Here is a 12,599-nt window from a genome sequence, read left to right on the forward strand (position 1 = left end):
GTGCGTCTTTCATTTTGTCAGGCTAAAACAGGATTTTAGTTGGTTTCTGATTTTCAACGCGTTCGCTTCGTCATGACCGAGCCCAGCCACCCTGGTAACGTCGGGTCAGCTGCTCGCGCAATCAAGACAATGGGCTTCCAGGAGTTGGTGCTCGTCAACCCCAAGATTGGACAAATATCGATCCAACCTGAGGCTGTAGCGCTTGCGAGTGGCGCCTCGGATGTACTTGAAAACGCAGGTATTTATAAACAACTGGGAGATGCATTAGCTCCCGTAACCCTCTCTTTTGCGCTCACCGCCAGATCACGCGACCTCGGCCCGCCAGCTTGCGATATCAGACAAGCGGCAATACTCGCAAAAAAACATCTCGTAGAGCATCCAGAGGGGATCGTCGCAATGGTTTTTGGGACCGAAAGGTCCGGCTTGACGAACGAACATATCGATCTATGTCATCGGGTTTGCCATATCCCCGCGAATCCTGAGTACAGCTCGCTCAACGTCTCACAAGCAATGCAACTGGCGGCATGGGAAATCCGCTACGCGCTCACGAATGAGACCACACATAGCGCTCTGCCAGTGAAACCTGACGTAAGTGAGCACAAGGATCCAGGGCGTAAGCCAGCAACGAGTGATGCCATCCAAGCATTGTTGGCTCACTTAGAGCAAGCCTTGATTGAAGTGCAATTTCTGGATCCCGAACATCCTAAAAAGCTCATGCCTCGCATGCGTCATTTGTTCAATCGGCTAGCCCTGACTCAGGATGAAGTCGATATGTGGCGGGGGGTCTGCACTGCTATGATTAAAACTGCAAGTCATAACGCTAGTCAAAAATAGAACTCAGAGACAACAATACCTGCTTAGCGAGCGGGTTAATCGTTTAGCCTGTCATGCAGTGCGCTACGATCGGAACACTATGTTTAAAACACTTCGCGAAAACATTGATTGCATTCTTGAGCGGGATCCCGCGGCGCGCAGCAAGCTCGAGATTCTGACCTGTTACCCAGGACTGCACGCGGTGGTCGCCCACAGACTGGCCCACCACTTATGGGGCGCTGGCTTTTTCTGGCTGGGGCGAGTGGTCTCCCATTTATCAAGAATCCTGACTGGGATTGAGATCCATCCGGGTGCCAAGATTGGACGTCGTGTGTTTATCGATCATGGCTTCGGGGTTGTGATCGGTGAAACTGCAGAGATCGGTGACGATTGCACGATTTATCAGGGTGTCACGCTGGGCGGTACGAAACTCTACAAAGGTGCAAAACGTCATCCAACTTTGGGAAAGGGCGTTGTCGTCGGCGCCGGGGCGCAAGTGCTCGGGGGATTCGAGGTGGGTGATGGCGCTCGTATTGGATCGAACGCTGTGGTCGTTAAACCAGTCCCGGCTGGCGCAACGGCTGTCGGCAATCCAGCACGGGTTATTGAGGCGGATGAGTCCGAACATGGTTTGAAACCAAGCACGGATACACCCGCCTACGCGGTTGATCCGAGAGGCCCGGATCCAATTTCACAGGCTATGCAAGCACTCATCGCTCACGTGGCAGAACAAGACGCACGTATCGCCCAGCTCTGCCATGCGGTAGAAGCGATGGGTTCTCAGAAACAGACACCGCCCGACCCGATTGACACAGAAAAACTAAATAAAATGGTCGATTAATTTGCCTTTAATCGACCATTACTGTTTTAGAAAACCAGCTCGAGTCCTGTCAAGCGTTTGAGCTCTTCCGGGCCTGCGCCCGAGACATCGTCCACCACACGAACCACCCCGCCCGGTTCAATTTGAAATACAGCAACGTCTGTATAAACGCGTGAGACGCACTTCAAACCGGTGAGTGGGTAGGTGCATTGCTCGACCAATTTGCTTTCACCTGACTTGGTCTGCAGCTCCATCATGATGTAGACATCCTTTGCGCCGGCCGCAAGATCCATCGCGCCGCCCACGGCAGGTATTGCACCAGGCTCACCGGTAGACCAGTTAGCCAGATCACCCCAGCGAGACACCTGGAAAGCACCCAGGACGCAGATATCGAGATGGCCGCCACGCATCATGTTGAATGAATCAGCATGATGAAAAAAGCTGCCACCCTTGAGTATGGTGACAGGTTGCTTGCCAGCATTAACGAGGTCGTAATCTTCTTCACCAGGCGCGGGCGCAGGGCCCATACCCAGCACACCGTTTTCACTTTGCAAGAAAATCTCTTTGTCAGCAGGCAAGTAATTTGCAACCTGCGTAGGTAAGCCGATACCCAGATTAACGGTCGCACCTTCAGGGATGTCTCGTGCCAGTCTCTGGGCAATTTGCTCTCGCGATATTCTTTTCATGATCAGGCCTTTTTGGTGACGCGAACCACACGGTGCACATACAAGCTCGGGGTGACGATTGCTTCAGGATCGAGCTCACCAAGCTCAACAATCTCGTCAACCTGGACGACAGTCATCTTGGCAGCTGTGGCCATAATGGGACCGAAGTTACGCGCAGTTTTGTTGTAAATAAGATTACCCCACCGATCGGCTTTATGCGCCTTGATCAGTGCAACGTCCGCTTTGATCGGACTTTCGAATACGTAATCCTCGCCGTCGATGTTACGAATCTCTTTGCCTGCCGCCAGTTCGGTACCCACCGCCGTTCTGGTGAAAAAGCCCCCAATGCCAGCGCCCCCGGCGCGAATACGCTCGGCAAGCGTGCCTTGAGGAACAAGCTCAAGCTCGACTTTGCCCGAGCGATAGAGCCCATCAAAAACGTGCGAGTCAGCCTGACGAGGAAAAGAGCAAATAATCTTTCGCACTTTGCCTGCTGCCAAAAGCGCGGCAATGCCTGTGGTGCCGGAGCCCGCATTATTGCTTACGATGGTTAGATCGGTTGCACCTTGTTCAATCAAGGCATCAAGCAATTCGTGTGCTTGTCCCGCCCCCCCAAAACCACCCAAGAGCACAGTAGAGCCATCCTTCACGCCCGCCAATGCCGCTTGAAGGTCGTTTACGATTTTTGAGATCATAGTTGTCCGCTTAGTGATTTTTTATCATTGCCTGCGGTTTTTTACCAATACGCAGATTGTCGAGAAGCATACCGTATCGGCGTACTTTCACCAACAGCGCTGTCACCAATGCTGCGACTTATTCGGCAGCCTGGTGAGTCCAGAAAGCTTGGCTGACCGACGGTAACTCTGCCAATTCGGCGACGAGTTGATCCAGCACTTGTTCGCTAACAGCGGTGGCAGACAATAATGCCTTGAGTTCGACCTCGTCATCGCCAAACGATTCAATCATGAGCTCTTGTATAGGCAAACCCAAGGATTCAATCGATCTCTCAAGACGCTTCAGTGCATCTTTGCGTAGTGCCCGAGGTGCCACCACGGAGATCAGGTGATTGGTGTCGCCGCCTGAAGTATTAATCGGTTGCCGGTTGATGAGACTGATCACAGGGCGCATCACCGTATTGGATGCCAAGATAAAAAACGTTCCAATGACCGCTTCACCAATCATATCGGCACCCGCGCAAGCTCCCACTGCGCCAGAGCACCAAAGCGTTGCGGCAGTATTGAGTCCTTTTACCCCACCATCTTCGCGCATGATGGCACCAGCGCCAAGAAAACCAATACCAGAGACAACATAGGCGATGATGCGGGTAGCACCCTCTGCGCCGAGCAAGCGATTGCCCAAATCTACAAATACCGCGGCGCCAACAGCAACCAGTATGTTGGTTCGTAATCCAGCCGTTCTTTGCCGGTATTGCCGCTCAGCTCCTATGAGACCGCCCAGGACAAAGGCCGTGAGCAGACTAACGAAGGTATCTGCCAAAGATACGGCGTCGAAATTTTGTATGGATTGCATGGCCTTGCCTTTATCCCAGTTAAGCCCGCATTCTAAATCGGTCTTACTAAATCTTAGTTACTGTTCGCGAATCCGATAAAAATATGTAACCAAAACCGTATGCCGCACGAATAAAAGGTATGTTGAGGACAATACCCCGACAAATTCCCTGAATACCCTTAGTCCAACACTGTTTATTAGGATATCTGTCATGAAAATGCTCGCAAAAACTGCCCTGATCGTCGCCCTGTCGGCTATCGCGTCGCTGGCATTAGCTGGCGAAGTAAAACCGTTCAGTCAGCAAGAATTCGACACCCTGACGCAGGCTGGTAAACCGGTCGTTCTGGACATTACTGCGCCTTGGTGCCCGACTTGTAAAGCTCAAGCACCTATCGTCGATGCGCTCACGAAAAATCCAGCGTACAAAGATGTCACCCTACTGACGATTGACTTCGACACGTCCAAACCGACCCTGAAGTTGCTTAAAGTCAATCAGCAAAGCACTTTGATCGCTTTCAAGGGCACGCAGGAAGTTGCTCGTTCAACCGGCGACACAACGCAAGCTGGTCTTGAAAATATTTTCAAAAAATCCGTGAACTAAGATGGATTTTGGTCTGGGATCCTACGGATTAGGCTTGCTGGCGGGCGTGTTGTCGACCCTGTCGCCCTGTGTTTTGCCCATCGTGCCGATTCTGTTGGGATCTGCGACCCATGCTCACCCGCGAGCGCCAGTGGCCTTGGCCGGGGGTCTGGCCTTATCTTAATTGGCTGACACAACTGACGACGCGCTTCTGATGCTCTGCTTTGACTTCAACCAAGCACACTTGACTTCGTTCCGTCAGTCTGGATGATTGGAAACTTTGGTCGGCAGGTAAAATCGTTGAAATGAACACCGCACCAGAGCTAACAGGCAATCGTCCATCTCCCTCACCTCATCCAGAAGCAGGGGATTCGAAACACACCCCCATGATGCAGCAATACCTGCGCCTCAAAGCTGAGGCGGGGCCGTTGCTTTTGCTCTATCGCATGGGTGACTTCTATGAAATGTTCTACGAAGATGCCGAGCGCGGGGCGAAGTTACTTGGCCTGACCCTCACTCGTCGTGGTACCTCTAACGGCTCACCTATCCCCATGGCTGGCCTGCCCTATCACGCAGCCGAGGGCTATCTAGCCAAACTGGTCGCGCAAGGTGAATCGGTTGCGATCTGTGAGCAGATTGGTGATCCGGCAACCAGCAAAGGGCCTGTCGAGCGCAAGATCGTCCGAATCGTCACGCCCGGCACTTTGACCGATGACGCGCTCTTACCCGCTAAATCTGATCGTATTCTTGCGTCTGTGTTTGTGCCACGCAAAGGGTATAAAACGCCTCGGGCTGGCATCGCTTGGCTCAATCTGGCAAGTGGTGAGTTCAGATTATCCGAGTGCGCGCTAGATGCGCTGGATTCGGAGTTACATCGTATCGATCCAGCTGAAGTTGTGATCGCTGACGATGCCGAGCAAAAATTAACGCTTACCTGTTCAATTGCTAAAACCCCGCCCTGGCACTTTGAGGCTGAGCAGGCTCAGGCTACTTTGCTGAGTCACTTTAATACTCAGTCCTTATCAGGGTTTGATATCGATGACTTGCCCGTTGCACAATGCGCAGCCGGCGCGCTCTTGCGCTACGCAAGCCGCACCCAAACCCAAGCGCTCTCGCATATTCAATCTTTACAGGCAGATCGTGCCAGCCAGTATGTGCTGATGGATCCACAAACGCGTCGCAACCTTGAACTAACGCAAACCTTGGCGGGCGAAGACTCTCCCACTTTATTTTCGATTCTTGATACCTGCTGTACCCCGATGGGTAGTCGCTTGTTGCGTCGTTGGCTGCATCATCCCCTGAGAGATAATCCAGTCGTGCTACGACGCCAGCAATCGATTGCTTGTTTGCTATCGGTCAACATCACGCCAGCTGATTATCTTCATGCCCTGCCGCTCTTGCAATCGCTGCGTGAGTCTTTAAATAAATTACCTGATCTTGAACGCATAGCAACTCGGATAGCGCTCCTTTCAGTTCGCCCCAGAGAGCTCGCCAGCCTGCGGGATGCGTTGACCGCGCTACCTGTCATCCAGCAACAATTACTTAAGGCTGGTCAGCAAGACGAAGCGGGACAATACCTGAGCGCTCTGGCGTCGACACTTTTACCGCCTGAAGGACTGCATAGCTTATTGTCAGCTGCGGTCGCCCAAGAACCGGCTGCAATGGTGAGAGATGGCGGGGTCATCGCCCCCGGCTACGATGCGGATCTCGACGAGCTTAGAACCATCTCAACGGATAACGGTAGTTACTTGCTGCAGATCGAAGCGCGCGAACGAGAGCGCACAGGGATCTCTACCCTGAGGGTTGAGTTCAACCGCGTGCATGGGTTTTTTATCGAAGTCAGTCGCGCACAATCAGAGAAGGTACCCGATGACTACCGTCGGCGACAGACGCTTAAAAACGCTGAACGCTACATCACGCCTGAACTCAAAGCTTGGGAAGACAAAGTCTTATCGGCTCAAGATCGTGCGCTGGCTCGCGAGAAAATGTTGTTCGAGGCCCTGCTCGAGCAGCTCACCCCAATGGTTTCTGCCCTGGCGGCCAGCGCCGCAGCGTGCGCTGAGCTGGATACCCTCGTTGCCTTGGCTCATCATGCACAGCACCATAATTGGGTATCCCCTGAACTCGACGATAGACCTGGTATCGAAATCGAACTGGGCAGACATCCGGTCGTTGAACGAGCAATCGAAAGGTTTACTCCCAATAGCTGCTCGCTTAGTGAGCAGCGCGCCATGCTGATCATCACCGGTCCAAACATGGGCGGTAAATCGACCTACATGCGTCAAGTCGCCTTAATCGCATTGTTAGCTCGGGTTGGTAGTTTTGTGCCAGCAAAGCGCGTACGCATTGGCCCTGTGGACAGGATATTTACCCGCATCGGGGCGGCCGACGATCTGGCGGGTGGGCGCTCTACTTTCATGATGGAGATGACCGAGGCGGCAGCGATCTTGGCTTCGAGTACAGCAAAGAGCCTAGTCTTGATGGATGAGATCGGTCGCGGCACCTCCACTTATGATGGTTTATCGCTCGCTTGGGCGATTGCTCAACGATTGCTCACACACAATCGGGCCTTGACCTTATTTGCCACCCATTATTTTGAGTTGACTCGTTTGCCAAACGAAAATGCGACGTCGGCTAATGTGCACCTGGCTGCGGCCGAATCCCCCTCTGGCATTGTGTTTTTGCACGAAGTCAGAGATGGTCCGGCAAGTCGCAGTTATGGAATACAGGTTGCGCAACGCGCGGGCATCCCCGCGGCGGTGATCCGGCAAGCGAGTCGCGAGCTAGAAAGGCTAGAGTCTCAGGGTGCGCCGACCCCGCAGCTCGGCTTATTTGCGGTTAACGCCCGCGACGAAACGACACAACTCGCAGCGCAAGAAGAAGCCGCCACACTGGCCGCCTTGCAAACCGCTGTCGCCGCTTTAGACCCCGACACGCTGAGCCCGCGTGAAGCGCTCGATGCCCTCTATCAGTTAAAACACCTACTCAATTGACAACCTGTTTACCCTCACGTTGTAACGATTTACGGAGCACCACATGAACCCGAATAAACCGCTAGCCCTGCTGGGCGGCCTCACCCCTGCCGAGTTCATGAAAACCTATTGGCAGAAAAAGCCTCTGCTCGTGCGTCAAGCCTTCCCTGCGTTCAAGCCTCCGATCTCAGTGTCTGCGTTAAAGAAGATGGCAAAAGCTGATGACGTCCAATCAAGACTGATCTGGCGTAATCACGGGCAATGGCAGATGGAGAACGGCCCGTTTGGTCGTCTCCCTAAAATGGCTGAGCCTGATTGGACTTTGCTCGTGCAAAGTGTTGATATTCATGACGACGCTGCTGCGTCGCTGATGCATCAATTTCGGTTTGTACCCGATGCAAGGCTTGATGATCTGATGATTAGTCTAGCCACAGCCGGTGGCGGGGTTGGGCCACATTTTGATAGCTACGATGTGTTTCTGTTGCAAGCAAAGGGCCACAGGCGTTGGCAGTTTGGGCAGCAAAAAGATCTGACACTCGTGCCTCATTTGCCCTTGAAGATATTGCAAGCCTTTAAACCTGACCAAGAATTTATTCTCGAACCCGGAGATATGTTGTATCTGCCTCCCCAGGCCGCGCACGATGGCGTGGCCCTGGACGAATGCATGACCATCTCGGTTGGTTTTCGGGCGCCTGACGAAGCGGCGCTGGCCAGTGGGATGCTTGAGGCAGCAGCTGATCAAATTCTTGCCCGACTTGGATTAAGTGCTAGTGCCTATTCAGACCCCGCACTGCCTGGGCCCTCCCTAGCCAATTTGTATAAAGATCCTAAACAAGCCGCGACAGCGAAGCCCGCAGAATTGCCCGAACAGCTCATACAAGCTGCTGTGCATGCAGTGAGCAAGATCAAGTTTGATGAGGTCCTGGCAACACGGTTTTTAGGTTGCTGGCTAACCGAACCCAATCAAGCTGCCGTGTTCGAACCTCAGGATGACATTGACGAGGATTTCGGTACGCACTGGTTGCTCGATCGCCGCACCAGAATGCTCTATCGTGGCAATCAACTGTTCATCAATGGCGAAGTTGCGCCCTGCAAACCAGAACCAGGGCTGAAGCTTCTGGCGGATCAACGAGTGTTATCAATGGACACAGGCGTCGCTGCACGCTTATCCGATCAAGCACTCGACGCACTGGAGGATTGGGTCAATGCGGGTTGGGTTCAGCTGGCTGAACAACTCACCTAAAAGGGGTCAAGACCGGTTGACACTTGGCCGCCTTAAGTCTTCAGGCAGCCCGCTCGCTCGATAAACGCGATCACCTCATCCACCCCATCACCTGATTTAAGGTTAGTCATGACCCAGGGTCGCTCAACACGCATACGCTCAGTGTCGTGGCGCATGACGTCAAGGTTGGCACCTACGTAAGGCGCCAGATCAGTTTTGTTGATGACGAGTAAATCGCTACGTGTGATGCCGGGACCACCTTTGCGGGGGATCTTCTCGCCACCCGCAACATCGATCACATAGATCGTCAAGTCAGATAAATCCGGACTGAAGGTTGCCGCCAGGTTATCGCCCCCCGACTCGATAAAAATCAGATCCAGATCAGGGAAACGCTTTTGCATACGGTCGATCGCTTCGAGGTTGATCGACGCATCTTCACGAATGGCAGTATGCGGGCAACCACCGGTTTCAACACCCATGATGCGCTCTGCGGGTAAAGCCCCCGCAGCCACCAGCAGGCGTTCGTCTTCTTTAGTGTAAATGTCGTTGGTCACTACCGCCAACTTGTATTGATCGCGCATGCGTTTGCAGAGCACTTCAACCAAGGTAGTTTTACCTGAACCCACTGGCCCACCGACGCCGACCCGCAAAGGATTTGAAGGCTGCATATTTTTTAACTCCTGAATAGTCTGCTGTACTGGGTTTCGTGACGAGCGCTGGTGACTGCCAAGCCAATCGCGGCAGAGCCCCTATCGTCAGTAGAGAATTTTTTTGCGACGGTCATCGCCTCGGCCACAACGGGTTTAAGTTGATGTAATAAGCGTTGGCCGTCGATTTGCCCGAGAGGTACGGTTTTGACAGCAGCAAGTACTTGGTTCTCAAGCCAGCTCCACAAATAGGCGGTCAAGGCCATGTCCTCATCAACGCCTGATATGGCGGATAAGGCTGCGTGTGCTGCTGAGTATGCCCATTCGATATCACCGACCTGCTCAAGCAAGTCTGTGCCCTGCGGCCACTGTTTGAAGAGCTTGGCCATCGAATGCCCCATTTGCACTGCTTCGAGTTTCAACTCTGAGGTTTCACGCAACGCCATGAGCTGCTGGTTTAATTCAATCACTTGCTGCACATGAATTTCAATGGCGCAAGCTTGATAGACACCACGCCAAAGCGGTAGCTCTTGTCTAGCCAAGCTCAACAGCATCACATCACTGATCCAGGTAAAAGCTTGTGCCGCACTGGTCACCCAACGATCTTCGACTGCCTGCTCGAGGCCTTGCGAATACGCAAATCCACCGACCGGCAGTGCCGGACTGGCCAAATGCAGTGCCGCCAGCAATGAATCGAGCTTACTTGCGGGCATGAGCGGCGATGGACAATTGCTCACCCAGGTTGCCGCGGGCTTGATCTTCAGCAGACAAGGCGTGGTCTTCGCCGTGGTGATGATGACTATGACCGCGCCCATGATCCGCACCATGCTCACCATGATTGCAATCTGGGCCGTGCACGTGACCGGTTGCGTAGGCTCCACCCTCTGGCAAGAACGCCTGTTGCACGACCTCAACCTGAGCACCTAGACCCCGCACCATGTCGGCCAGCACCGAATCAGGTTCGATATACACCGCATCAGCTGCCAACATCGCTTTCACATGCCGGTTAGCCAGGTGATAAACCACACGCATTAACTCAAAGGCATTGTGAGCCGTGATCTGATAAACCTCTTCTTCGGCAGCCTTGATCCATAGGCGCTCGCCCGCATCACCGCACAAGACATCCCCATGTTGCATCTGTTCGCCGCGAGGCAAAATCACCGCAACCGCCCTGCCGTTAGGCAACATCGCCGCAAGTCTTGAACGCTGCCTATCCGCCCAACTGAGTGACAACACCGGCCAGGGCGCCGAGGCTTTATCCATCTCGGCTTGTATCTGAGGATCAGAAGCCGCGCGGCGGGTATTAAACATCAGTGCCATTTCTTTGGAGTCTCGCTGAGCTAAAACAAAAAGTAACGCTGAGCCATCGGCAAAACTTCAGCAGGTGGGCAATCCAGCAACACGCCATCGGCATAGACCTTGTAGTTCTCAGGACTAACCGTGATCTTAGGCGTCGCATCGTTGAGCTTCATATCGGCCTTACTGATTTTGCGGATGCCATGCACCGAAGCGATTTGACGTTGCAAGCCTAAGCGATCAGGCAAACCTTTTTCAATCGCAGCTTGCGACAGGAAGGTAATGCAGCTAGAGCCAATGGCGCTAGGTGCAGCACCGAACTGTGGTCGATAGTGAACCGGCTGCGGAGTGGGGATCGAGGCATTTGGGTCGCCCATTGCTGCCATTGCAATCATGCCACCCTTCACCACTGTCGAAGGCTTCACACCAAAGAACGCCGGCCGCCAAAAGACAAGATCCGCGAACTTGCCGACCTCAATCGAACCGATCTCGTGCGCCATGCCGTGAGTGATTGCGGGATTGATGGTGTATTTGGCAACATAGCGTTTGATGCGAGCGTTGTCGCTGGTCGAGGGATCAGAGAACCCGGGTTCACTCATTGACCCACGTTGCTCACGCATTTTGTGCGCAGTTTGCCAGGTGCGCATGATAACCTCGCCGACACGTCCCATCGCTTGACTGTCAGAGGAAATCATCGAGAAGGCGCCAATGTCATGCAAGATATCTTCTGCTGCAATGGTTTCACGACGAATACGGCTTTCAGCAAAAGCGATATCTTCTGCAATTGATGCATCGAGATGATGGCAAACCATCAACATATCAAGATGCTCGTCAAGCGTGTTGATGGTGAAAGGTCGTGTCGGATTGGTCGATGAAGGCAATACGTTGGCCTCACCACAGACGCGGATGATGTCAGGGGCATGACCACCACCTGCACCCTCAGTGTGATACGTGTGAATGACGCGGCCTTTGATCGCATCAAGGGTCGCTTCGACAAAACCTGATTCGTTCAAAGTGTCGGTATGAATGGCCACCTGCGTGTCGGTTTGATCTGCCACCGTCAAACAATTATCAATCGTAGCGGGCGTACTGCCCCAATCCTCATGCAGCTTCAAACCCACAGCACCGGCTTCGATCTGCTCTGTCAACGGCCCCGGCAGTGAGACGTTGCCTTTACCGAGCAAACCAACGTTGATGGGATAGGACTCCATGGCCTGCAACATGCGCGCCAAATGCCAGGGACCCGGCGTGACGGTGGTTGCAAAGGTGCCGGTTGCGGGGCCTGTACCACCCCCGATCAGTGTGGTGACGCCAGAGCTCAAGGCCTCTTCGATTTGTTGCGGGCAAATGAAGTGGATATGACTATCAATACCACCTGCAGTGACGATCATGCCTTCGGCGGCAATGACTTCGGTGCCTGGCCCGACAACAATTGTGACCCCTGGCTGGATATCCGGATTGCCGGCTTTCCCTATCCCGCTAATACGACCGTTCTTGATACCGATGTCGGCCTTGACGATCCCCCACCAGTCAATGATGACGGCATTGGTGACGACGGTATCCACACAATCAGCGCTCATGCGCTGGGATTGACCCATCCCATCACGAATTACTTTGCCACCCCCGAACTTGACCTCTTCGCCATAGATGGTGAAGTCTTTTTCAATCATGGCAACCAAAGACGTGTCGGCCAACCGCAAGCGATCACCGGTCGTAGGGCCGAACATTTCTGCATAAGCTTGTCTTGAAATCTTCATTTGTCCAACGCCCCCATCACCGCGCCCGTGAAACCGTAAACAATCCGGTCGCCCGCCAGAGCGACTAACTCAACTTCTCGCTCTTGCCCTGGCTCAAACCGCACTGCCGTTCCCGCCGGGATATTCAACCTGAAGCCTCGTGCTGCCTGCCGATCAAATACCAAGGCCGCGTTGGTCTCTGCAAAGTGATAATGCGAGCCGATCTGAACAGGCCGATCGCCCGTATTCGCAACTTTCACTTGAGTCACAGGGCGGCCAACATTGATCTCTATCTCGCCTGCTTGCACCATCATCTCGCCGGGAATCATCTGAAGTCCT

General features: G+C 53.5%; 14 protein-coding genes. 6 read left to right on the forward strand and 8 right to left on the reverse strand.

The window, feature by feature from the left end; genetic code table 11:
- Nucleotides 1-39: 39 nt before the first annotated feature.
- Together BCM14_RS04580 and cysE are read left to right on the forward strand one after the other, a co-directional pair.
- Nucleotides 40-834: an RNA methyltransferase gene (locus BCM14_RS04580; protein WP_106226779.1), complete on the forward strand. Its 795-nt coding sequence runs from the start codon at nucleotides 40-42 to the stop codon at nucleotides 832-834.
- A gap of 79 nt (nucleotides 835-913) precedes the next feature.
- On the forward strand, nucleotides 914-1,654 hold the full coding sequence (cysE, locus tag BCM14_RS04585) for a serine O-acetyltransferase (RefSeq protein WP_106226780.1): 741 nt from the start codon (nucleotides 914-916) through the stop codon (nucleotides 1,652-1,654).
- 26 nt (nucleotides 1,655-1,680) lie between these two features.
- Here cysE and BCM14_RS04590 read toward each other — a convergent pair whose 3' ends face one another.
- The 3 genes from BCM14_RS04590 to BCM14_RS04600 form a co-directional block, all read right to left on the reverse strand.
- Nucleotides 1,681-2,319: a 3-oxoacid CoA-transferase subunit B gene (locus tag BCM14_RS04590; RefSeq protein WP_106226781.1), complete on the reverse strand. Its 639-nt coding sequence runs from the start codon at nucleotides 2,317-2,319 to the stop codon at nucleotides 1,681-1,683.
- 2 nt (nucleotides 2,320-2,321) lie between these two features.
- Nucleotides 2,322-2,993 carry a 3-oxoacid CoA-transferase subunit A gene (locus BCM14_RS04595; protein WP_106226782.1) on the reverse strand — a complete coding sequence of 224 codons (672 nt, stop codon included), beginning with the start codon at nucleotides 2,991-2,993 and terminating at the stop codon, nucleotides 2,322-2,324.
- Nucleotides 2,994-3,111: 118 nt separating this feature from the next.
- Nucleotides 3,112-3,828 carry an MgtC/SapB family protein gene (locus BCM14_RS04600; RefSeq protein ID WP_106226783.1) on the reverse strand — a complete coding sequence of 239 codons (717 nt, stop codon included), beginning with the start codon at nucleotides 3,826-3,828 and terminating at the stop codon, nucleotides 3,112-3,114.
- A 190-nt stretch (nucleotides 3,829-4,018) separates the two neighbouring features.
- On the opposite strand from BCM14_RS04600, the gene BCM14_RS04605 reads away from it, so the two are divergent.
- From BCM14_RS04605 to BCM14_RS04620, 4 genes are all read left to right on the forward strand, one after another.
- Entirely contained in the window at nucleotides 4,019-4,408 is a 390-nt protein-coding gene (locus BCM14_RS04605) for a thioredoxin family protein (protein WP_106226784.1), read from the forward strand.
- Between the two features lies 1 nt (nucleotide 4,409).
- The gene (locus BCM14_RS04610; protein ID WP_259673419.1) at nucleotides 4,410-4,571 is read left to right on the forward strand and encodes a hypothetical protein; all 162 of its coding nucleotides are present in this window, start codon (nucleotides 4,410-4,412) and stop codon (nucleotides 4,569-4,571) included.
- 121 nt (nucleotides 4,572-4,692) lie between these two features.
- Nucleotides 4,693-7,380, forward strand: a complete 2,688-nt coding sequence (gene mutS, locus BCM14_RS04615; RefSeq protein ID WP_445972070.1) for a DNA mismatch repair protein MutS — start codon at nucleotides 4,693-4,695, stop codon at nucleotides 7,378-7,380.
- Between the two features lie 43 nt (nucleotides 7,381-7,423).
- Nucleotides 7,424-8,602, forward strand: coding sequence for a cupin domain-containing protein (locus BCM14_RS04620; protein WP_106226785.1), 1,179 nt, complete (start codon nucleotides 7,424-7,426; stop codon nucleotides 8,600-8,602).
- A gap of 32 nt (nucleotides 8,603-8,634) precedes the next feature.
- On the opposite strand, the gene ureG is transcribed toward BCM14_RS04620, so the two are convergent.
- The 5 genes from ureG to BCM14_RS04645 are packed head-to-tail and all read right to left on the reverse strand — an operon-like array spanning nucleotide 8,635 to nucleotide 12,589.
- Complete coding sequence (ureG, locus tag BCM14_RS04625; protein WP_106226786.1) at nucleotides 8,635-9,249, reverse strand: urease accessory protein UreG; 615 nt, start codon at nucleotides 9,247-9,249, stop codon at nucleotides 8,635-8,637.
- A gap of 5 nt (nucleotides 9,250-9,254) precedes the next feature.
- The gene (locus BCM14_RS04630) at nucleotides 9,255-10,043 is read right to left on the reverse strand and encodes an urease accessory protein UreF (RefSeq protein ID WP_259673420.1); all 789 of its coding nucleotides are present in this window, start codon (nucleotides 10,041-10,043) and stop codon (nucleotides 9,255-9,257) included.
- Nucleotides 9,928-10,539: an urease accessory protein UreE gene (locus BCM14_RS04635; protein WP_259673421.1), complete on the reverse strand. Its 612-nt coding sequence runs from the start codon at nucleotides 10,537-10,539 to the stop codon at nucleotides 9,928-9,930. The genes BCM14_RS04630 and BCM14_RS04635 overlap by 116 nt, the downstream gene beginning before the upstream one ends.
- 29 nt (nucleotides 10,540-10,568) lie before the next feature.
- The gene (gene ureC / locus BCM14_RS04640; RefSeq protein WP_106226789.1) at nucleotides 10,569-12,281 is read right to left on the reverse strand and encodes an urease subunit alpha; all 1,713 of its coding nucleotides are present in this window, start codon (nucleotides 12,279-12,281) and stop codon (nucleotides 10,569-10,571) included.
- Nucleotides 12,278-12,589 (reverse strand): urease subunit beta, encoded by a 312-nt coding sequence (locus BCM14_RS04645; protein ID WP_106226790.1) that lies wholly within the window; start codon nucleotides 12,587-12,589, stop codon nucleotides 12,278-12,280. Before BCM14_RS04645 ends, ureC begins: the two co-directional genes overlap by 4 nt.
- Nucleotides 12,590-12,599 lie beyond the last annotated feature (10 nt).

Origin of the sequence: Jezberella montanilacus, assembly GCF_003003055.1 — a bacterium.
Lineage (GTDB): Bacteria > Pseudomonadota > Gammaproteobacteria > Burkholderiales > Burkholderiaceae_B > Zwartia > Zwartia montanilacus.